This window comes from Cellulosimicrobium sp. E-16 (assembly GCF_049913115.1).
Classification (GTDB): Bacteria; Actinomycetota; Actinomycetes; order Actinomycetales; family Cellulomonadaceae; genus Cellulosimicrobium.
On sequence record NZ_CP183974.1, the window covers coordinates 2,504,669 to 2,526,133 of the forward strand.

The window sequence follows — 21,465 nt, forward strand, 5'->3', positions numbered from 1 at the left end:
ATTGTGTGACATCCGACCGAAATCCAGCACGTGGGCACCGCCCGGGCGCGGATCGCGTCCGCGTATAGGCTGGACCTGCAACCGTCCCGCGTCGGACCGCCCGTCAGGACCTGTGGCCCGCGGACGACGTGACCGGCACCGGGCCGCCCCGCCCCCTGAGGCGTGAGGCCGGGAAATGTTCAACGGTTGTTTCGAGTTGTCGCGAGGATCCGGGGCGCGCGCTCCGGACGGGAATGAGGTTCGGTGAACGCGTTGTCCCCTGCTCACACGCCCCTGGACTGGACGGACCTGGACGACCGGGCCGTCAAGACGATCAAGGCGCTCGCCGCCGACGCGGTGGAGAAGGTGGGCAACGGCCACCCCGGCACCGCGATCTCGCTGGCCCCGGCCGCCTACCTCCTGTTCCAGAAGGTCATGCGCCACGACCCGTCGGACGACCACTGGGTCGGCCGCGACCGGTTCGTGCTCTCGGCGGGCCACTCGTCGCTCACGATCTACCTCCAGCTCTTCCTCGCCGGGTACGGCCTGGAGATGGCGGACATCGAGGCGCTGCGCACGTGGGGCTCCCAGACCCCCGGCCACCCCGAGTACAAGCACACCCGCGGCGTCGAGATCACGACCGGCCCGCTCGGCCAGGGCCTCGCGTCCTCCGTCGGCATGGCGTTCGCGGCCCGCCGCGAGCGCGGCCTGCTCGACCCGTCGACCGCCCCGGGCGAGTCGCCGTTCGACCACCACGTCTACGTCATCGCGTCCGACGGCGACCTGCAGGAGGGCGTGACGAGCGAGGCTTCCTCGCTCGCCGGCCACCAGCAGCTCGGCAACCTCGTCGTCATCTGGGACGACAACAAGATCTCCATCGAGGACGACACGGACATCGCGTTCACCGAGGACGTCCTCGCGCGCTACGCGGCGTACGGCTGGCACACCCAGCGCGTCGACTGGACCAACGGCGGCACGGGCTACGGCGAGGACGTCGACGCGCTGCACGCCGCGATCGAGGCCGCCAAGGCCGAGACCGGCAAGCCGTCGATCATCGCGCTGCGCACGATCATCGGCTACCCGTCGCCGACCAAGCAGAACACCGGCGGCATCCACGGCTCGGCCATGGGCGCCGACGAGATCAAGGGCCTGAAGATCGAGCTCGGCCTCGATCCCGAGGCGAGCTTCGCGATCGACGACGAGGTGCTCGCGTACACGCGCGCCGTCGGCGAGCGCCTGGGCGACGCGCGCGCGGCCTGGGACACGGCCTTCGCCGCGTGGAAGACCGCGAACCCGTCCGGCGCCGAGCTCCTCGGGCGCCTCGCGAACCGCGAGCTCCCGGCCGGCTGGGAGGACGCCCTGCCGACGTTCGAGGCGGGCAAGGCCGTCGCGACGCGCTCCGCGTCCGGCAAGGTCCTCACCGCGCTCAAGGACGTGCTGCCCGAGCTGTGGGGCGGCTCCGCCGACCTCGCCGGCTCGAACAACACGACCATGGACGGCGAGCCGTCGTTCGTGCCGGTCGAGCACGCGACCAAGAAGTTCCCGGGTCACGAGTACGGCCGCACGCTGCACTTCGGCATCCGCGAGCACGCCATGGGCGCGATCCTCAACGGCATCGTCCTGCACGGCGGCACGCGCGCCTACGGCGGCACGTTCCTCCAGTTCAGCGACTACATGCGCCCCGCGGTGCGCCTCGCCGCGCTCATGGAGATCCCGACGACGTTCGTGTGGACGCACGACTCGATCGGCCTCGGCGAGGACGGCCCGACGCACCAGCCCGTCGAGCACCTCGCCGCGCTGCGCGCCATCCCGGGCCTCGACGTCGTCCGTCCGGCCGACGCCAACGAGACGTCGTGGGCGTGGCGCACGATCCTCGAGAACACCGAGCGCCCGGCGGGCATCATCCTCACGCGCCAGAACGTCCCGACGTTCCCGCGCGGCACCGAGGGCTACGCCGACGCGTCGGGCACCGCGCGCGGCGGCTACGTGCTCCTCGACACCGACGGCACGCCCGACGTCATCCTCATCGGCACCGGCTCCGAGGTGCAGCTCGCCGTCGAGGCGCGCGAGATCCTCGCGGGCGAGGGCCTGCAGGCCCGCGTCGTGTCGCTGCCGAGCCGCGAGTGGTTCGACGGCCAGGACGCCGCGTACCGCGAGTCGGTCCTGCCGGCCGCCGTCCGCGCGCGCGTCTCCGTCGAGGCGGGCGTGGCGCAGGGCTGGCGCGAGCTCGTCGGGGACGCGGGTCGCACCGTGAGCCTCGAGCACTACGGCGCCTCGGCCGACTACCAGGTGCTGTACCGCGAGTTCGGCATCACGTCCGAGGCCGTCGCCTCGGCGGCTCGCGAGTCGATCGCGGCCGCGCGCGGTGGCGACGCCCCGGGTGCCGCGCCGACGCCCTCGGAGGGTGGCACTGGCGACCAGCGCTGACCCTTCGTAGATTCCGAGGTGGGGCCGTGCGCGGCCCCACCTCGGGACTGCCCCGGAACCGGCCGCCGTGCGCGACCTCCCGGGAGCACGCCCGCAGCGAGAGCACCACCGAGAGGAAGTCCGATGACGCAGTCCCCCACCGTCCCCGGCCCCATCGAGCAGCTCACGGGAGCGGGCGTGTCCATCTGGCTCGACGACCTCTCGCGAGAACGGCTGCGCACCGGCAACCTCGCCGACCTCGTCGCGACGCGCGGCGTCGTCGGGGTCACGACGAACCCCACGATCTTCGCGGCGGCGCTCTCGAAGGGTGACGCGTACGACGCGCAGCTCGCCGAGCTCGCGCCCGCCGGCTTGGACGACGCGGCGGTCGAGGCCGCCGTCGAGCGGATCACGACGGACGACGTGCGCGCCGCCGCCGACCTGCTGCGCCCGGTCTACGACGCGACCGACGGCGTCGACGGGCGCGTGTCGATCGAGGTGGACCCGCGCCTCGCGCACGACGCCGACAAGACGGTCGTCACGGCCCAGCGCCTGTGGGCCACCATCGACCGCCCCAACGTCTACATCAAGATCCCCGCGACCGTCGCAGGCCTCGACGCGATCTCCCGCACCCTCGCGCAGGGCATCAGCGTCAACGTGACGCTCATCTTCTCGCTCGCGCGCTACCGCGCGGTGATGGAGGCGTTCGCGATCGGGCTCGAGCAGGCGCGCGCGGACGGCATCGACCTCGCGCCCGTCGGCTCCGTCGCGTCGTTCTTCGTCTCGCGCGTGGACACCGCGGTGGACGCCGCGCTCGAGACGGTCGGCACCCCGGAGGCGCTCGACCTGCGCGGCCAGGCCGCGATCGCCAACGCGCGCCTCGCGTTCGAGGCCTACGAGGAGTTCCGCCAGACCGACCGGTGGCGCTCGCTCGCCGCGTCCGGCGCGCACCCGCAGCGCCCGCTCTGGGCCTCGACGGGCGTGAAGAACCCGGAGTACCGCGACACGATGTACGTCGACGAGCTCGTGACCGACGGCATCGTCAACACCATGCCCGAGGCGACGCTCCAGGCGTTCGCCGACCATGGCGTCGTGACGGGCGACACGATCACCGGCACGGCGGCCGCGGCGCGCCGCACGCTCGAGACCGTCGAGTCCTTCGGCGTCTCCCTCGTCGAGGTCACCGACCGCCTCGAGGAGGAGGGCGTGCGCAAGTTCGAGGACAGCTGGACCGACCTCCTCGCCACGACGCGCGACGGTCTGCGCGACGCCTCCGGCTCCTGACCACCCCGACGCGTGCCCGCCTCCGCGGGCACGCGTCCGACCTGCGGGAACGACGGCACGACGACGCACGCCGCCCGTATCATCCGCACACGCCTCAGTCCTTCTGCAGTCCTCCCGACCCCTCCTCGAAACGGAACGGTGCCACCAGGTGAGACCGGCCAAGATCACGCCAGAGCACAACCCGCTGCGCGACCCCCTCGACCTGCGCCTGCCGCGGATCGCGGGCCCCTGCGGGCTCGTCATCTTCGGCGTCACGGGCGACCTCGCCCGCAAGAAGCTCATGCCCGCGGTGTACGACCTGGCCAACCGCGGCCTGCTCCCCCCGGGCTTCGCGCTCACGGGCTTCGCACGCCGCGACTGGGAGGACCAGGACTTCGCGCAGGTCGTGCACGACGCGGTGAAGGAGCACGCGCGCACGCCGTTCCGCGAGGCGACGTGGCGGCAGCTCGCCGAGGGGATCAGGTTCGTGCAGGGCACGTTTGACGACGAGGACGCCTTCGAGCGGCTGCGCGAGACCGTCGAGACGCTGGACGCCGAGCGCGGCACGGGCGGCAACCACGCCTTCTACCTCTCGGTGCCGCCGAGCGCGTTCCCGGTCGTGTGCCGGCAGCTCTCCCGCTCCGGGCTCTCCCGCTCCGAAGGAGACGCCTGGCGCCGTGTCGTCATCGAGAAGCCCTTCGGCCACGACCTCGAGAGCGCCCGCGAGCTCGACGCCGTCGTGTCGGAGGTCTTCCCGCCCGACTCGGTCTTCCGCATCGACCACTACCTCGGCAAGGAGACGGTCCAGAACCTCCTCGCGCTGCGGTTCGCCAACCAGATGTTCGAGCCGATCTGGAACGCGAACTACGTGGACCACGTGCAGATCACGATGGCCGAGGACATCGGCATCGGCGGCCGCGCGGGCTACTACGACGGCATCGGCGCCGCGCGCGACGTCATCCAGAACCACCTGCTCCAGCTCCTCGCGCTCGTCGCGATGGAGGAGCCCGTGTCGTTCGACGCCCCGTCGCTGCGCGCCGAGAAGATCAAGGCGCTGTCGGCGGTGCGGCTTCCGCGCGAGCTGTCCAAGCACACCGCGCGCGGCCAGTACGCGGCCGGCTGGCAGGGCGGCGAGGAGGTCATCGGCTTCCTCGACGAGGACGGGATCCCCGCCGACTCGACGACCGAGACCTACGCCGCGATCCGCGTGGACATCGACAACCGCCGCTGGGCGGGCGTCCCGTTCTACCTGCGCACGGGCAAGCGCCTCGGGCGCCGCGTGACCGAGGTCGCGGTCGTCTTCAAGAAGGCCCCGCACCTGCCGTTCGAGACGTCGCAGGCGTCCGACCTGGGCAACAACGCGCTCGTGATCCGCGTCCAGCCCGACGAGGGCGTCACGATGCGCTTCGGTGCGAAGGTCCCGGGCACCGCGATGGAGGTCCGCGACGTCACGATGGACTTCGGCTACGGGCACGCGTTCACCGAGTCCTCCCCCGAGGCCTACGAGCGCCTCATCCTCGACGTCCTGCTCGGCGACCCGCCGCTCTTCCCGACGCGCGAGGAGGTCGAGCTCTCGTGGAAGATCCTCGACCCGATCACCGCGCACTGGGCCGCCAAGGGCACGCCCGACCAGTACCGGTCCGGCACGTGGGGCCCGGAGTCGGCCGACGCGATGCTCGCGCGCGACGGCCGTTCGTGGCGGCGCCCGTGACGGCCGCCGTCCCGGCGTCGGCCCCGCGGAGCGCGGCGACCCTGAGTGAGACCCCCCGACCCCGTCGTGCCCCGCAGGGCGGCGCGACCCTCCGACCGGCGAGGACCCCGCGATGATCATCGACCTGCCCGACACGACGACGAACGCGGTGAACAAGCGCCTCGTGCGGTTGCGCGACGAGGGCGGCGCGATCGCGCTCGGTCGCGTCCTCACGCTCGTCGTCATCGCGCGCGAGTCCGACGTCGAGACGTCGATCGAGGCGGCGAACGACGCGAGCCGCGAGCACCCGTGCCGCGTCATCGTCGTGGCACCCTCCGGCCGGAGCACCACCCCGCACCTCGACGCCCAGATCCGCGTGGGCGGCGACGCCGGCGCGTCCGAGGTCGTCGTGCTGCGGACCGCGGGCCCGCTGCTCGAGCACGCGGACACGCTGGTCATGCCGCTCCTGCTCCCGGACGCGCCGATCGTGGTGTGGTGGCCGGGCCAGCCCCCCGCCTCACCGGACGACGACCCCGTCGGGGGGATGGCCCAGCGCCGCATCACCGACTCGATCACGTCGAAGGACCCCGAGGCGACCCTCGCGCAGCTCGCCACCACGTACGGCCCCGGCGACTCCGACCTGGCGTGGGCCCGCGTCACCCTGTGGCGCGGCCTCATCGCCGCCGCGCTGGACCAGCCGCCGTACGAGCCCGTGACGAGCGTCCTCGTCGAGGGCCAGGCGAAGCACACCTCGCTCGACCTGCTCGCGGCGTGGCTCGGCTCTCGGCTGCGCTGCCCCACGCAGGTCGTGCGCCGTCGTGGCGCCGAGGCGATCACGCGCGTCACGCTCGAGCGCAAGAGCGGGCCGATCATCCTCGACCGACCGGACGGGCGCATCGTGACGATCAGCCAGCCGGGCAAGCCGGACCGCCGCGTCGCGCTCCCCATCCGGACGCTGAGCGAGGCCCTCATCGAGGAGCTGCGCCGCCTCGACCCGGACGAGGTCTACGGCGAGGTGCTCACCAAGGGCCTCCAGAAGGTGGGCGCGTGACCGCCGTCCGGCCCGAGGGCGCGCACGCGTCCCACGGGCGCCTCGTGGTCGTCCACCCCGACGCGGGCGTCCTCGCCGAGGCGGTCGCGTCGCGGCTCGTGACGCGCCTGCTCGACGTGCAGTCGGTGCGCAGCCCCGTGCACGTCGTGCTGACCGGCGGCACCGTCGGCATCGCGAGCCTCGCGGCGCTCGAGCGCCACCCGGCGCGCGACGCCGTCGACTGGTCGGGCGTCCACCTCTGGTGGGGCGACGAGCGCTTCCTGCCCGCCGGGGACCCGGACCGCAACGAGACGCAGGCGCGCGACGCGCTGCTCGCCCACCTGCCCCAGCTCCCGGCCGGGAACGTGCACCCGATGCCTGCGGCGGACGTCGTGGCGACCCCCGAGGAGTCCGCCGGGGCGTACGCGGCGACGCTCGCCGAGCACGCCCCGGCCGGCGCCGAGGTGCCCGAGTTCGACGTGCTCCTGCTCGGGATGGGACCCGACGGCCACGTCGCGTCGCTCTTCCCCGGGCACCCCGGGCTCGACGTGACGGGCGTCCCGACCGCCGGCGTCCATGGTTCGCCCAAGCCCCCGCCAGAGCGCGTGACGCTGACCTTCGAGGCCATCGCGCGCGCTCGTCAGGTCTGGGTCGTCGCCGCGGGCGCCGAGAAGGCCCCTGCCGTCGCGTCGGCGCTCGGCGGGGCCCCTGCGGCCGAGACCCCGGCGGGCGCGGTCACCGGCACCGAGCGCACGCTGTGGCTCGTGGACGCCGCGGCGGCGGGCACGCGGGACGCCGACCGATGACACCTGGCGGCGAGCACGTCGACCCCGCGGCGACCTGGGACGCGGTCGACGCCTACTTCGCCCCGCTGGTGGCCGAGGACGACGTGCTCGCCGCCGCCAGCGCCCGGGCGCGCGCCGCCGGCCTGCCGGAGATCCAGGTCTCCACCGCGCAGGGCCGCCTCCTCCAGCTCCTCGCGCTCGCGACCGGCGCGCGCCGCGTGCTGGAGGTCGGCACGCTCGGCGGCTACTCGACGACCTGGCTCGCGCGTGCGCTGCCGCTCGACGGTGCGCTCGTCACGTGCGAGATCGACGCCGCCCACGCCGCGGTCGCGCGGGAGTCGCTGGCCGAGGCCGGCCTCGCGGGAGTCGTCGACGTCGTGCTCGGCCCGGCCGCGGACACGTTGCGCCGCCTCGTCGACGAGGGCGTCGCGCCGTTCGACCTCGTGTTCGTCGACGCGGACAAGCCGTCGAACCCCGTCTACCTCGACCTCGCACTCCGGCTGTCCCGCCCCGGCACCCTGATCGTCGTGGACAACACCGTCCGCGGCGGCGCCGTCGCCGACGCGGGCAGCACCGACCCGAACGTGCTCGGGGTGCGGGAGATGGTCGACCGCGTCGTCGCGGACCCGCGGCTCGACGCCACGGCCGTCCAGACCGTGGGGTCCAAGGGCTACGACGGGTTCGTGCTGGCGCGCGTGCGCTGAGCGGAGCGCGAGGTCCTGGCCCCCGCGCTCAGCACGCCCGGTCAGCGACCGCGGCGGGCCCGCAGCGCGGCGAGCGCCTCGTCGAGGATCGCGACGCCGTCCTCGTCGCTGCGACGCTCTTTCACGTACGCGAGGTGCGTCTTGTAGGGCTCGTTGCGCGACGGCGTCGGCGGGTTCTCCCGGTCCTGCCCGGCCGGGAACCCGCAGCGCGGGCAGTCCCAGGTCTCGGGCGCCTCGATCTCCGCCTCCGAGGAGAAGCTGGGGCGCGTCTCGTGGCCGTTCGCGCACCAGTAGGAGACCCAGAAGCGCGGCGCGATCTCGCCGCGCTCGGACTCCCCGAGCGGCCCCGCCCCGACGCGCGACCCGCGGATCGCGTTACCACCTGCCACGTGCTCTCCCCCGTCCGTGCCGTCGTCGGCACTCGATCCTGCCCGTACCGCGCCGTCCGGCGCGGCTGCCCCCTGCCGACTCCTCGAGCCCTGCTCGACCCTGCGGCGCCCTCACGGGGCGCCTGAGGTCAGCTCACCTTCTGGAGGAGCCCCAGGAGCACGATGACGACCGCCCAGACGAGGGCGAACGACACGGTGATCCGGTTGAGGTTGCGCTCGGCGACGCCGGAGCTGCCCACCGAGCTCGAGATCCCGCCGCCGAACATGTCGGAGAGGCCGCCGCCCTTGCCCTTGTGCATGAGCACGAGGAGGGTGAGGAAGCCGCTGGTGAGGACCAGCAGGATCTGGAGGATGATGCGCAGCACGTCCACGAGTACGTCCTTGAGGCTCAGGGCCGTCCCGACCGATGTCGAGCGCGACCGCACGGTTGTCGTGCGCAGGCGTGACCTGCTGCACAGGGGACAAGAGTAGGCGACGCGGGGCCGCTCCGGCCAACCCCGGCCGGAGGCGTCTCACGCCAGGGACCGACGGCCCCGGGATCCGCTCCCGGGGCCGTCGGTGCGAGGGTCTCGCGGAGGTCAGGCCCCGGTCGCGTGCGACTGGTAGCGCGCGATCTTGGCGAACTCCTCGGGGTCGAGGCTCGCGCCGCCGACGAGCGCGCCGTCGACGTCGGGCTGGGCCATGATCGCGGCGACGTTCGACGACTTCACCGAGCCGCCGTACAGGATGCGCGTCGCGTCCGCGAGGTCCGCGTCGTACAGGTCGCCCAGCGCGCCGCGGATCGCACCGCAGACCTCCTGCGCGTCCTCCGGCGTCGCGACCTCGCCCGTGCCGATGGCCCAGACGGGCTCGTACGCGATGACGAGCGTCGCGAGCTGCGCGGCGGGGATGCCCGCGAGGGCGCCCTCGACCTGGGCCAACGTGTAGGAGATCTGGTCGCCGGCCTTGCGGACGTCCAGGCCCTCGCCCACGCACAGGATCGGGGCGACACCCTGACCCACGGCGGCCACGATCTTCTCGTTGGCCTGCGCGTCCGTCTCGCCGTGGTACTGGCGGCGCTCGGAGTGGCCGATCGCGACGTAGCTCACGCCGAGCTTGGCGAGCATCGTCGCCGAGATCTCGCCCGTGTACGCGCCCTCGGCGTGCGCCGAGACGTCCTGCGCGCCGTACTTGAGCTCGAGCTTGTCCGCGTCGACGAGCGTCTGCACCGACCGGAGGTCGGTGAAGGGCGGCAGCACCGCGACCTCGACGGCCGCGTAGTCGTGCTTCGCGTCCTTGAGGGTCCAGGCGAGCTTCTGCACGGTGTGCGTCGCCTGGTGGTGGTCCAGGTTCATCTTCCAGTTGCCCGCCATGAGCGGGGTACGGCTGTTCGCCACGGTCCTTCTTCTCTCTGTGGGGGTCGCACCGCCCGCGCACGGCGTGCCGCGGGCGGTGCGTGAGGATGGTTCGGGAGGGGCGCTCAGGCGTCGAGGACGGAGATCCCCGGGAGGTCCTTGCCCTCGAGGAACTCGAGGCTCGCGCCACCACCGGTCGAGATGTGGCTGAAGCCGGCCTCGTCGAAGCCGAGGATGCGGACCGCGGCAGCCGAGTCGCCGCCGCCGACGATCGTGAACGCGCCGTTCGCGGTCGCGTCGACGAGCGCCTGGGCCACGGCACGCGTGCCGCCCGAGAACGCCTCGAACTCGAACACGCCGGCGGGGCCGTTCCACACGACCGTCTTCGCGTCGACGATCTTGCTCGCGAAGAGCTGCGCCGACTCGGGGCCGATGTCGAGGCCGATCTTGTCGGCCGGGATCGCGTCCGCGGCGACGACCTCGTGCGGGGAGTCCGCGGCGAACGCGTCGGCGACCACGATGTCGGTCGGCAGGACGATCTCGACGCCGTTCTTCTCGGCGTCCGCGAGGTAGCCCTTGACGGTGTCGATCTGGTCCTCCTCGAGGAGGGACTTGCCGACGCCGTAGCCCTTGGCGGCGAGGAACGTGAACACCATGCCACCGCCGATGAGCAGGCGGTCCGCCTTCGTGAGCAGGTTCGCGATGACGCCGAGCTTGTCCGAGACCTTCGACCCGCCGAGCACGACCGCGTACGGGCGCGCGGGGTCTTCCGTCGCCTTGCGCAGGGAGTCGACCTCCTTGAGGACGAGCTCGCCGACCGCGGAGGGGAGCACCTGCGCGACGTCGTAGACCGAGGCCTGCTTGCGGTGCACGACGCCGAAGCCGTCGGAGACGAACACGTCAGCGAGCTGCGCGAGGTCGTGCGCGAGCGACTGGCGCTCCGCGTCGTCCTTGGAGGTCTCGCGCGCGTCGAAGCGGATGTTCTCCAGGAGAGCGACCTCGCCCTCGCCGAGAGCGGCCACGGTCTCGCGCGCCGAGTCGCCGACGACGTCCTGCGCGAGGTGGACCGGCACGCCGAGCAGCTCTCCGAGGCGCGCAGCCACGGGCGCGAGGGAGTACTTCGCGTCCGGCTCGCCCTTGGGGCGGCCCAGGTGCGCGGTGACGATCACCTTCGCGCCGGCGTCGGTGAGCTTCTTCAGCGTCGGGAGCGCGGCGCGGATGCGGCCGTCGTCCGTGATGGTCGTCCCGTCGAGCGGGACGTTGAAGTCGGAGCGGACGAGGACGCGCTTGCCGCGCAGGTCGCCCAGGGAGTCGATGGTGTTCATGCGGTCTCCTACGGTTCGGTCGCCGTCGTACGGGGCGCCTGCCGAGGACCGGCCGGGCCCGCACATGAGGACGTCCGCGTGCGCGTCACCGGGCGGTGCCGGGACGCGCACGCGGACGCATGGTTGCTACGCAGGGTCGTGCTGCGTCAGCAGGTGGCTCAGAGCTTGTCGCCGACGAGCTGCGTCAGCGCGACGAGGCTGTTCGAGTAGCCCCACTCGTTGTCGTACCAGGAGACGACCTTGACCTGGTCGCCGATCACCTTGGTGAGCTTCGAGTCGAAGATGCTCTGGTGCGGGTCCGTCACGATGTCGCTCGAGACGATCTCGTCCTCGACGTAGGCCAGGACGCCCTTGAGCGGGCCCTCCGACGCGGCCTTGACCGCGGCGTTGACCTCGTCCACCGTGACCTCGCGCGAGGCGGTGAAGGTGAGGTCCGTCGCCGAGCCCGTGATGACCGGCACGCGCAGCGCGAAGCCGTCGAGCTTGCCCTTGAGCTCCGGCAGGACGAGCGACACGGCCTTGGCCGCACCCGTCGAGGTCGGGACGATGTTCTGCGCGGCGGCGCGGGCGCGACGCAGGTCGCGGTGCGGGCCGTCCTGCAGGTTCTGGTCGCCCGTGTAGGCGTGGATCGTGGTCATGAGACCACGCTCGATGCCGATCGAGTCGTTGAGCGCCTTCGCCAGCGGAGCGAGGCAGTTCGTGGTGCACGACGCGTTCGAGATGATGTGGTGCGCGGCCGGGTCGTACTGGTCCGAGTTCACGCCGACGACGAACGTCGCGTCCTCGTTCTTGGCCGGGGCCGAGATGATGACCTTCTTGGCGCCGGCGTCGATGTGCGCCTTCGCCTTGGTCGCGTCGGTGAAGAAGCCGGTCGACTCGATGACGATGTCGGCGCCCAGCTCGCCCCAGGGGAGGTTCGCGGGGTCGCGCTCGGCGAGCGCACGGATCTTCTTGCCGTCGACGATGATGTTGTCGTCGTCGAAGTCCACGCTCAGCGGGAAACGGCCGAGGACCGTGTCGTACTTGAGCAGGTGCGCGAGCGTCTTGTTGTCCGTGAGGTCGTTGACGCCCACGATCTCGATGTCGGCGCCCGACTCGACGATGGCGCGGTAGAAGTTCCGTCCGATACGACCGAAGCCGTTGATACCGACGCGGATGGTCACAATGCCCTCCTCAGGGCGCGCCGGTTGTCCCGACGCACACGGTTGATGCCGAACGATCACGTACGCCGTCGTACGCAGGTGGTGATCGCGCCCGTGCCCCGCTGCCCGGGATCCCGGCACAGCACCCTCCGTGCCCGTGGACCGTCACGGCGACAGCCGGGACCACCCACGCCCACGAGGGGTGTCAGCGAAGGAGCACGTCGTTGTCACCTGACGCATCCGAGCCTATACCAACACCACGCCAGCGTGTGACCTGGATCCCACGGTTCGGGACCATCGTCCCGTCGGTGCATGACGTCCAGGTGCCGGGCGGGTCGCCGGGCTGGTCGTCGTGCTGGTCGCAGGCCGGCAGGGTCAGAGGTCGAGCAGCTCCGGGCTCAGGCCCGCCTCGGTGTCGGGGATGCCGAGCTCGGCCGCGCGCTTGTCGGCCGTCGACAGCAGGCGCCGGATGCGGCCGGCGACCGCGTCCTTGGTCAGCGGCGGGTCCGCGAGCTGCCCCAGCTCCTCGAGCGACGCCTGCTTGTGGGCGAGCCGGAGCTCGCCGGCCTCGCGCAGGTGGTCGGGCAGGTCCGGGCCGAGGATCTCGAAGGCCCGCTCGACGCGCGCCCCCGCCGCCACGGCGGCGCGGGCCGAGCGGCGCAGGTTCGCGTCGTCGAAGTTCGCCAGCCGGTTCGCGGTCCCGCGCACCTCGCGCCGGGCGCGTCGCTCCTCCCAGACCAGGACCGCCTCGTGCGCACCCAGGCGCGTGAGGAGCGCGCTGATCGCGTCCCCGTCCCGGATGACGACGCGGTCGACGCCGCGCACCTCGCGCGACTTCGCGGAGACGCCCAGGCGGCGGGCCGCGCCGACCAGGGCGAGCGCGGCCTCCGGCCCGGGACAGGTGATCTCGAGCGCCGACGACCGGCCCGGCTCGGTGAGCGACCCGTGCGCCAGGAACGCGCCGCGCCATGCCGCCTCGGCCTCCTCCACCCCGCCGGAGACGACCTGCGGCGGGAGCCCTCGCACGGGTCGCCCGCGCTGGTCCAGGAGGCCCGTCTGGCGGGCCAGCGACTCGCCGTCGCGCACGACGCGCACGACGTACCGGCTGCTCTTGCGCAGGCCGCCCGCCGACACGACGATCAGCTCGCTCGTGTGCCCGTAGACGTCCGCGATGGTCTCGCGCAGGCGGCGCGCCGCGATCGCGGTGTCGAGCTCGGCCTCGATGACGACGCGGCCCGAGATGAGGTGCAGCCCGCCCGAGAAGCGGAGCATCGCCGAGACCTCCGCCTTGCGGCACGAGGTCTTGTCCACCCGCAGTCGAGCCAGCTCGTCCTTCACCTGTGCCGTGAGCGCCATGCGGGACATCCTGCCATCGATGCCGTGGCGTCGCGGCGGCGGACCGGGCACCCGTGGGCGGCCGGGGCGCGCGTCCCGCAGGCTCAGCGCGCGGGCGAGCCGACGTCGCCGAGGAAGTCGTCGAACACGTCCCGGTACGCCGCCGCCAGGCGCAGCGCGTCGTGCCGCGGGGTGCCGTCCCCGCGCCGCACCTGCCGCAGGAGGAGGCGCGCACCCATGCGCGCGGACGCCTCTGCGAGCTGCTCCGTGTCCTCGACGGCGGACGGGTCCGCGACGACGGCGTCGATCCGGAGACCGGGCGCGTGCTTGTGCAGCGCCTCGAGGTGGTCCGTCGCCGTCAGCCCGTAGGTCTCCCCCGTCTCGCTCGACAGGTTGAGCGTCACGCAGCGGCGCGCGGAGGTCTCGTGCAGGGCGCGCGCGAGGTCGGGCACGAGCAGGTGGGGCATCACCGAGGAGAACCACGACCCCGGGCCGAGCACGACCCAGTCCGCCTCCTCGACGGCCTGCACCGCCTCCGCGCACGCGGGCGGGTCCGCCGGCACGAGCCGGAGCTGCTCGATGCGGCCGTGCGTGACGGCGACGTGGCTCTGCCCGACGACCGTCTCCAGGCGGTCCCCGGTCCGCACGTCGGCCTCGATCCCGAGGGGCACCGACGCCATGGGCAGCACGCGCCCGCGGGCGCCGAGGAGCTTGCCCACCCAGTCGAGCCCGGCGACCGGGTCGTCGAGCAGCTCCCACAGCGCGACGATGAGCAGGTTGCCCACCGCGTGGTTGTCGAGGTCCCCCTCCGACGTGAACCGGTGCTGGAGGAGCGCGCTCCACGTGCGGCCCCACTCCGAGTCGTCGCACAGGGCCGCGAGCGCCATGCGCAGGTCCCCCGGGGGCAGGACGCCGAGCTCGGTGCGCAGGCGCCCCGACGACCCGCCGTCGTCGGCCACGGTCACGACGGCGGTCAGCCGGTCGGACATGAGGCGCAGCGCGGACAGGCTCGCGGACAGGCCGTGGCCGCCGCCCAGGGCGACGACGGCAGGATTGCGCTGGGCGACCACGATCACTCCTTGCCGAGGTCGCGTGCGGTGACGATGACGCGCTGGCCCTGCGCGCGCAGGCGCGCGGCGATCGCCTCGCTGATCGCGACGGAACGGTGCTTGCCCCCGGTGCAGCCCACGGCGATCGTCACGTAGCGCTTCTCCTCGCCCAGGTAGCCGGCGAGCACCGGCTCCAGGGCGCTCACGTACCGGTCGACGAACTCGAGCGCGCCGGGGCGCCCCAGCACGTAGTCGCGCACCGGCGCGTCGCGCCCGGTGAGGTGCCGCAGCTCGGTGATCCAGTACGGGTTCGCGAGGAACCGCACGTCGACCACGTGGTCGGCGTCGAGCGGCAGCCCGTACTTGAACCCGAACGAGACGACGTTGATCCGCAGGGTCTCGGGCGTCCCGTCCGCCACGGCGGCACGGACCTCGCGCGCGAGGTCGTGCACCGTGAGCTCGGACGTGTCGATGACGACGTCGGAGCGCTCCTCGAGGCTCGCGAGCAGGCGTCGCTCCTCGGCCAGGCCGTCGAGGATGCGCCCCTCCCCCTGGAGCGGGTGCGGGCGCCGGACCTGCTCGTACCGGCGCACGAGCACCTCGTCGGACGCGTCGAGGAACAGGATGCGGTAGAACACCCCGTTCTGGCGGAGGTGGTCGAGCACCTCGACGAGGTCGGTGAAGAACTCGCGGCCGCGCACGTCGACGACCGCCGCGATGCGCTCGAGCGCCGAGCCCGACCGCGTCATGAGGTCCACGAGCGGGACGATCATGCGCGGCGGCAGGTTGTCGACGACGTACCAGTCGAGGTCCTCGAGCACGGCCGCGGCCCGGGTGCGCCCGGCGCCGGACATGCCCGTGATGATGAGCACCTCGGCCTCGCGCGGCTCCGGGGCGTGGGTCGCCGCCTCGATCGCGGGGATCCCGCTGGGGACGGTGGTCGGTGAGGGCTCCGGCACGCGGGCGGGCGGCCCCTGCGGGCTGAGGTCCGGGGTCGGCTCCGAGGTCATGGCACCAGCATGCCAGCCGCTCACGCCCGGGCCGCGGCCCCGTCACCCACCGGAGTGTCCCGCACGCCGTCCTGCACGTCCTCCGGGCGCCCGGCGTCCTCGGCGGGCGGCGGCCCCGCCGGGGCCGCCTCTCCCGGAAGCGGCTCGGCGGCTCCGCCCAGGGCGGCGACCACGGCCCGCGCCGTGCGCTCGCCCATGCCCCGCACGCTCGCGATCTCCTCGACGCTCGCGGCCCGCAGGCGCTTGAGCGAGCCGAAGTGCTTGAGGAGCGCGGTGCGCCGCGCCGGACCGAGGCCCGGGACGTCGTCGAGCGCGGACGCCGTCATGCCCTTGCTGCGCTGCCTGCGGTGCTGGGCGATGGCGAACCGGTGGGCCTCGTCGCGCACGCGCTGGAGCAGGTAGAGGCCCTCCGACGAGCGCTGGAGGATCACCGGGTAGTCGTCCCCCGGGACCCACACCTCCTCGAGGCGCTTGGCGAGGCCGCACAGCGCGACGTCGTCGATCCCGAGGTCGGCCAGCGCCCGGGCGGCGGCGGCCACCTGCGGGGGGCCGCCGTCGACCACGACGAGGTTCGGCGGGTAGGCGAACCGCGCTCGCTTGTCCACGGGGGCGTCGGCGTCGACCTCGCCGCTGCGCGGCACGTATCCCGCGGCCTCCGCGGCCCGCTCCGCGCGGCGGCCCGAAGCGTCGGACCCGGTCGCCACGTCGTCGGCCTCGAGGTCCAGCTCGACCTCGCCCGAGCGCGAGCGGTCGGACAGGTAGCGCTTGAACCGGCGCGTGATGACCTCGTACATCGCCGCGGTGTCGTCCGCGGCCCCGTCGCCGTCGGGCCCGCGCACGGTGAAGTGGCGGTACTCGCTCTTGCGCGCGAGGCCGTCCTCGAACACGACCATCGACGCGACCTGGTACGTGCCCTGGTTGTGCGAGACGTCGTAGCACTCGATCCGCAGCGGGGCCGTGTCGAGGTCGAGCGCCTCCTGGATCTCGCGCAGCGCCTGGCTGCGTGTCGTGAGGTCGCCCGCACGGCGCGTGCGGTGCAGGGCGAGCGCATGCTCCGCGTTCGCCCGCACGGTCGCGGCGAGCTCCTTCTTGTCGCCACGCTGCGGCACACGGACGTCGACGCGAGCACCCCGCAGCCCCGAGAGCCAGGTCGTGACCTGCTCGGTGTCCGGCGGCAGGACGGGGACGAGCACCTCGCGCGGGACGACGTCGCGCGCTCCAGCCCGGCCCTGACCGGTCCCCGGGTCGGCCGCCGCGGCCTCCTCGGCCGCACCGTAGACCTGCTGGAGCAGGTGCTCGACCAGCTCCCCGTCGGTCACGTCCTCGACCTTCTCGACGATCCAGCCGCGCTGGCCGCGGATCCGCCCGCCGCGGACGTGGAACACCTGGACGGCCGCCTCGAGCTCGTCGCCGACGAGCGCGAAGACGTCGGCGTCGGTGCCGTCGCCGAGGACCACCGCGTTCTTCTCGGTCGCGCGCTGGAGGGCGACGATGTCGTCGCGCAGGCGCGCCGCGGCCTCGTACTCCATCGCGGCGGCCGCCTCGTTCATCTTGCGCTCGAGGCGACGCACGAAGCGCTGCGTGTCGCCCGCCATGAAGTCGCAGAAGTCCTCCGCGAGCGCCCGGTGGTCCTCGGGCGTGATGCGCCCGACGCACGGCGCCGAGCACTTGTCGATGTACCCCAGGAGGCACGGACGGCCCGTCTGGTGGGCCCGCTTGAACACGCCCGCCGAGCACGTGCGCACCGGGAAGACGCGGAGCAGGAGGTCGAGCGTCTCGCGGATCGCCCACGCGTGCCCGTAGGGGCCGAAGTACCGGGTGCCGGGCCGCTTGGCGCCGCGCATGACCTGGGCGCGGGGGAACTCCTCCCCCATCGTCACGGCGAGGTAGGGGTACGACTTGTCGTCGCGGTACTTGACGTTGAACCGCGGGTCGAACTCCTTGATCCAGGAGTACTCGAGCGCGAGCGCCTCGACCTCGGTCCCGACGACGGTCCACTCGACGGACGCCGCGGTCGTCACCATCGTCTGCGTGCGGTGGTGCAGGTTCGCGACGTCCTGGAAGTAGTTCGACAGGCGCGCGCGCAGGTTCTTGGCCTTGCCGACGTAGATCACGCGCCCGTGGTCGTCGCGGAACCGGTAGACGCCTGGCGAGGTCGGGATCTCCCCCGGCGCCGGGCGGTACGTCGCGGGATCAGCCATGCTCTCCAGCCTAGGTCAGGCCACCGACGGTGCGGTGGCAGGGGGACGTGCGAGGGCCGCGGCAACCCCGGCAAGGACGTGGTGTGACCTGCACCACTGCCCGCTAGGGTGGCGGCCATGAGCGCACAGCACGGGTACGCCGCCACGGTCCGCTGGACGGGCGCGGGCGACAGGGGCACCGCCTCGTACACGGCCTACGGCCGGGACCACGACGTGATCCTCGAGGGGAGGCCGCCGCTGCCCGGGTCCGCGGACCCGGCGTTCCGCGGCGACCCGACGCGCTACAGCCCCGAGGAGCTGTTCGTCGTGAGCCTCTCGCAGTGCCACATGCTGTGGTTCCTCCACCTCGCCGCGGCGGCGGGCGTCGTCGTGCGGGACTACGTGGACGACGTCACCGGGACGATGCGCGTCGAGTCCGGCGGCGAGGGACAGTTCACCGACGTCACGCTGCACCCCCGCGTCGTGGTCGACGACGGCCCGGGGACCGACGAGGAGTCGCTGGCCGCGCTCCACCGCCGCGCGCACGACCACTGCTTCATCGCGCGCTCGGTGAACTTCCGCGTGCTCGTCGAGCCGGCGCCCGCGCGGCGGGCGGCAGCCTGAGCACCCCGCTCGTGGTCGTCGACGCCCTGCGGTGACGCTCCGAGGACGCGTCACCGCAGGGTCGCGCGTGGACGGCGCGCCGAGGCTCCTCCTCCGGGTCGCGGCTAGGCCGCGGAGGCCTTGCGACGCGAGCGCGTCGTGCCCTCGTCGGTCGCCCGGCGGGCCTTCGCCGAGCGGCCCTTGGCCCCCTTCGCGGCGGGCGCCTGCGCGGCGCCGGGCTTCGTCGAGGCACCGACCGGCACCGGGTCGTGCTGGTCGAGGATCTCCGCGAGGAAGCGGCCGGTGTGGCTCGCCTCGACGCGCGCGACCTGCTCGGGCGTGCCCTGCGCGACGACCTTGCCGCCCCCCGAGCCACCTTCGGGCCCCATGTCGACGACCCAGTCCGCGCTCTTGATGACGTCGAGGTTGTGCTCGATGACGAGGACGCTGTTGCCCTTGTCGACGAGCGACTGGAGCACGCCGAGCAGCTTGCGGATGTCCTCGAAGTGCAGGCCCGTCGTCGGCTCGTCGAGCACGTAGATCGTGCGCCCCGTCGAACGCTTCTGGAGCTCGCTCGCGAGCTTCACGCGCTGCGCCTCGCCCCCCGAGAGGGTCGGCGCGGGCTGTCCGAGGCGGACGTACCCGAGGCCGACCTCGACGAGGGTCTTGAGGTGCCGCGAGATCGCCGGGACGGCCGCGAAGAACTCCGACGCCTCCTCGATGGGCATGTCGAGGACGTCGGCCACGGTCTTGCCCTTGAAGTGCACCTCGAGCGTCTCGCGGTTGTAGCGCGCCCCGTGGCACACCTCGCACGGCACGTAGACGTCCGGGAGGAAGTTCATCTCGATCTTGAGCGTGCCGTCACCCGAGCACGCCTCGCAGCGGCCGCCCTTGACGTTGAACGAGAAGCGGCCGGGCGTGTAGCCGCGCACCTTGGCCTCGGTGGTCTCCGCGAAGAGCTTGCGCACGTGGTCCCACACGCCCGTGTACGTCGCCGGGTTCGACCGCGGCGTGCGCCCGATCGGCCCCTGGTCCACGTGCACGACCTTGTCGAGGTGGTCGAGCCCCGTGACGCGCGTGTGCCGGCCCGCGACCTGGCGCGCGCCGTTGAGCTCGTTGGCGAGGACCGTGTAGAGGATCGAGTTCACGAGCGTCGACTTGCCCGACCCCGAGACCCCGGTCACGGCGGTGAACGTCCCGAGCGGGAAGCTCACGTCGATGCCCGTGAGGTTGTGCTCGCGCGCGCCGACGACCTTGACCTGACGGCCCGGGTCGGTCGGGCGGCGCTCCGCCGGGAGCGGGATGCTGCGACGGCCCGAGAGGTACGCGCCCGTGACGGACTCCGGCGCCTCGAGCAGCCCCGCGTAGTCGCCGGAGTGCACGACGCGACCGCCGTGCTCACCCGCACCCGGGCCGATGTCGACGACCCAGTCGGCGGTGCGGATGGTGTCCTCGTCGTGCTCGACGACGATGAGCGTGTTCCCGAGGTCGCGCAGGCGCGTGAGCGTCTCGATGAGGCGACGGTTGTCACGCTGGTGCAGACCGATGCTCGGCTCGTCGAGGACGTAGAGGACGCCGACGAGGCCCGAGCCGATCTGCGTCGCGAGCCGGATGCGCTGCGCCTCGCCGCCGGACAGCGTCGCGGCGGGGCGCTCGAGCGAGAGGTAGTCGAGGCCGACGTCGAGCAGGAAGCCGAGCCGCGCGTCGATCTCCTTGAGCACCTCGGTCGCGATCGCGCGCTCGCGCGCGCCGAGCTCGAGCGCCCCGAGGAACGCCGCGGCCTCGCGCAGCGGGAGCCGGCACACGTCCCAGATGGACTTGCCGCCCACCTTGACCGCGAGGACCTCGGGCTTGAGGCGAGCGCCCTGGCACACGGGGCACGGGACCTCGCGCATGAAGGCCTCGTACTTCTCCTTGGACCAGTCCGACTCGGTCTCCGTGTGCCGGCGCTCGAGGAACGTCATGACGCCCTCGAACCCGGTCGAGTACTGCCGCTCGCGGCCCCAGCGGTTCTTGTACCGCACGTGGACCTGGTGGTTCTGCCCGTGCAGGACTGCCTTCTTCGCGCGCTCGGGCAGCGCCCGCCACGGCGTGTCCATGGAGAACCCGAGGTCGTCCGCGAGCGCCGTGAGGACCCGCTCGAAGTACTCGGAGGAGATCTGCGCCCACGGCGCGACCGCGCCCTCGGCCAGCGACTTCTCGACGTCCGGCACCACGAGGTCGGGGTCGACCTCGAGACGGAAGCCGATGCCCGTGCACTCGGGGCACGCGCCGTAGGGCGCGTTGAAGGAGAACGTGCGCGGCTCGATCTCGTCGAGCGCGAGCTCGTGGTCGTTGGGGCACGCGCGCTTCTCGGAGAAGCGGCGCTCGCGCGCCGGGTCGTCCGCGTCGGCGTCGACGAGCTCGATGACGACGAGACCCCCCGCGAGGCCGAGCGCGGTCTCGACCGAGTCGGTGAGCCGGCGCTGCACGCCCTCGCGCGACACGAGGCGGTCGACGACGACCTCGATGTCGTGCTTGAGCTTCTTCTCCAAGGCGGGGACGTCGGTGAGCGTGCGCACCTCGCCGTCGACGCGGGCGCGCGCGAAGCCCTTGGTCTGGAGCTCCTTGAAGAGCTCGGAGTACTCGCCCTTGCGCCCCCGGACCACCGGCGCGAGCACCTGGTACCGCGTGCCCTCCGGCAGCTCGAGGAGCCGGTCGACGATCTGCTGCGGCGTCTGCGCGGTCACGCGCTCGCCGCAGACGGGACAGTGCTGCGTGCCGGCGCGCGAGAACAGCAGTCGCAGGTAGTCGTAGACCTCGGTGATGGTGCCGACGGTCGAGCGCGGGTTGCGGTTCGTGGACTTCTGGTCGATCGACACCGCGGGCGACAGGCCCTCGATGAAGTCGACGTCGGGCTTGTCCATCTGACCGAGGAACTGGCGCGCGTACGCGGACAGCGACTCGACGTAGCGGCGCTGCCCCTCCGCGAAGATGGTGTCGAACGCGAGCGACGACTTGCCCGAGCCCGAGAGCCCCGTGAAGACGATGAGCTTGTCCCGCGGGAGGTCGAGGTCGACGTTGCGGAGGTTGTGCTCGCGGGCACCGGAGATGACGAGGCGATTGCTCACCGCAGCATCGTACGACCGACCACCCACATTCGCACAGGTGTTCGACGTCACCTTCGCGCGTCCTCCGACGAACGCTCACCGCAGGCCCACCCGCGGCCCCGGAGGCCGTCACGGCACGGCAGACTGACCGC

General features: G+C 72.9%; 17 protein-coding genes. 7 read left to right on the forward strand and 10 right to left on the reverse strand.

The features are described from left to right. Nucleotides 1-243: 243 nt before the first annotated feature. The 6 genes from tkt to ACN9MS_RS11195 all read left to right on the forward strand — a co-directional run bounded on the left by tkt (nucleotide 244) and on the right by ACN9MS_RS11195 (nucleotide 7,857). Entirely contained in the window at nucleotides 244-2,406 is a 2,163-nt protein-coding gene (gene tkt / locus ACN9MS_RS11170) for a transketolase (RefSeq protein WP_426308694.1), read from the forward strand. A 123-nt stretch (nucleotides 2,407-2,529) separates the two neighbouring features. Beyond that, nucleotides 2,530-3,669, forward strand: a complete 1,140-nt coding sequence (tal, locus tag ACN9MS_RS11175; protein WP_426308695.1) for a transaldolase — start codon at nucleotides 2,530-2,532, stop codon at nucleotides 3,667-3,669. A gap of 148 nt (nucleotides 3,670-3,817) precedes the next feature. After that, nucleotides 3,818-5,359, forward strand: a complete 1,542-nt coding sequence (gene zwf, locus ACN9MS_RS11180; RefSeq protein WP_047232815.1) for a glucose-6-phosphate dehydrogenase — start codon at nucleotides 3,818-3,820, stop codon at nucleotides 5,357-5,359. 112 nt (nucleotides 5,360-5,471) lie between these two features. Then, nucleotides 5,472-6,389, forward strand: coding sequence for a glucose-6-phosphate dehydrogenase assembly protein OpcA (gene opcA, locus ACN9MS_RS11185; protein WP_426308696.1), 918 nt, complete (start codon nucleotides 5,472-5,474; stop codon nucleotides 6,387-6,389). Next, complete coding sequence (gene pgl, locus ACN9MS_RS11190) at nucleotides 6,386-7,174, forward strand: 6-phosphogluconolactonase (RefSeq protein ID WP_426308697.1); 789 nt, start codon at nucleotides 6,386-6,388, stop codon at nucleotides 7,172-7,174. Before opcA ends, pgl begins: the two co-directional genes overlap by 4 nt. After that, nucleotides 7,171-7,857: an O-methyltransferase gene (locus tag ACN9MS_RS11195; RefSeq protein WP_426308698.1), complete on the forward strand. Its 687-nt coding sequence runs from the start codon at nucleotides 7,171-7,173 to the stop codon at nucleotides 7,855-7,857. The genes pgl and ACN9MS_RS11195 overlap by 4 nt, the downstream gene beginning before the upstream one ends. 41 nt (nucleotides 7,858-7,898) lie before the next feature. Here the strand turns inward: ACN9MS_RS11195 and ACN9MS_RS11200 are convergent, their stop codons facing one another. The 9 genes from ACN9MS_RS11200 to uvrC form a co-directional block, all read right to left on the reverse strand. Then, nucleotides 7,899-8,246 carry an RNA polymerase-binding protein RbpA gene (locus ACN9MS_RS11200; RefSeq protein WP_047232819.1) on the reverse strand — a complete coding sequence of 116 codons (348 nt, stop codon included), beginning with the start codon at nucleotides 8,244-8,246 and terminating at the stop codon, nucleotides 7,899-7,901. 128 nt (nucleotides 8,247-8,374) lie between these two features. After that, entirely contained in the window at nucleotides 8,375-8,617 is a 243-nt protein-coding gene (secG, locus tag ACN9MS_RS11205) for a preprotein translocase subunit SecG (RefSeq protein ID WP_087472975.1), read from the reverse strand. A gap of 207 nt (nucleotides 8,618-8,824) precedes the next feature. Next, entirely contained in the window at nucleotides 8,825-9,622 is a 798-nt protein-coding gene (gene tpiA / locus ACN9MS_RS11210; protein ID WP_426308699.1) for a triose-phosphate isomerase, read from the reverse strand. 83 nt (nucleotides 9,623-9,705) lie between these two features. Continuing rightward, nucleotides 9,706-10,905 carry a phosphoglycerate kinase gene (locus tag ACN9MS_RS11215; protein WP_426308700.1) on the reverse strand — a complete coding sequence of 400 codons (1,200 nt, stop codon included), beginning with the start codon at nucleotides 10,903-10,905 and terminating at the stop codon, nucleotides 9,706-9,708. Nucleotides 10,906-11,063: 158 nt separating this feature from the next. Next, nucleotides 11,064-12,068 (reverse strand): type I glyceraldehyde-3-phosphate dehydrogenase, encoded by a 1,005-nt coding sequence (gene gap / locus ACN9MS_RS11220; protein ID WP_047232821.1) that lies wholly within the window; start codon nucleotides 12,066-12,068, stop codon nucleotides 11,064-11,066. Nucleotides 12,069-12,422: 354 nt separating this feature from the next. Next, nucleotides 12,423-13,403, reverse strand: a complete 981-nt coding sequence (gene whiA, locus ACN9MS_RS11225; RefSeq protein ID WP_047232822.1) for a DNA-binding protein WhiA — start codon at nucleotides 13,401-13,403, stop codon at nucleotides 12,423-12,425. A gap of 83 nt (nucleotides 13,404-13,486) precedes the next feature. Beyond that, nucleotides 13,487-14,452 carry a gluconeogenesis factor YvcK family protein gene (locus ACN9MS_RS11230; protein ID WP_426308701.1) on the reverse strand — a complete coding sequence of 322 codons (966 nt, stop codon included), beginning with the start codon at nucleotides 14,450-14,452 and terminating at the stop codon, nucleotides 13,487-13,489. Between the two features lie 2 nt (nucleotides 14,453-14,454). Then, nucleotides 14,455-15,441 (reverse strand): RNase adapter RapZ, encoded by a 987-nt coding sequence (rapZ, locus tag ACN9MS_RS11235; RefSeq protein WP_426308702.1) that lies wholly within the window; start codon nucleotides 15,439-15,441, stop codon nucleotides 14,455-14,457. Nucleotides 15,442-15,461: 20 nt separating this feature from the next. Next, a complete protein-coding gene (uvrC, locus tag ACN9MS_RS11240) occupies nucleotides 15,462-17,642 on the reverse strand; it encodes an excinuclease ABC subunit UvrC (RefSeq protein WP_426308703.1) in 2,181 nt (726 codons plus the stop codon). 117 nt (nucleotides 17,643-17,759) lie between these two features. Here uvrC and ACN9MS_RS11245 point away from each other — a divergent pair, with 117 nt between their 5' ends. After that, nucleotides 17,760-18,245: an OsmC family protein gene (locus ACN9MS_RS11245; protein WP_426308704.1), complete on the forward strand. Its 486-nt coding sequence runs from the start codon at nucleotides 17,760-17,762 to the stop codon at nucleotides 18,243-18,245. A 104-nt stretch (nucleotides 18,246-18,349) separates the two neighbouring features. Here ACN9MS_RS11245 and uvrA read toward each other — a convergent pair whose 3' ends face one another. Beyond that, entirely contained in the window at nucleotides 18,350-21,334 is a 2,985-nt protein-coding gene (uvrA, locus tag ACN9MS_RS11250) for an excinuclease ABC subunit UvrA (RefSeq protein WP_426308705.1), read from the reverse strand. Between the last annotated feature and the right edge of the window lie 131 nt (nucleotides 21,335-21,465).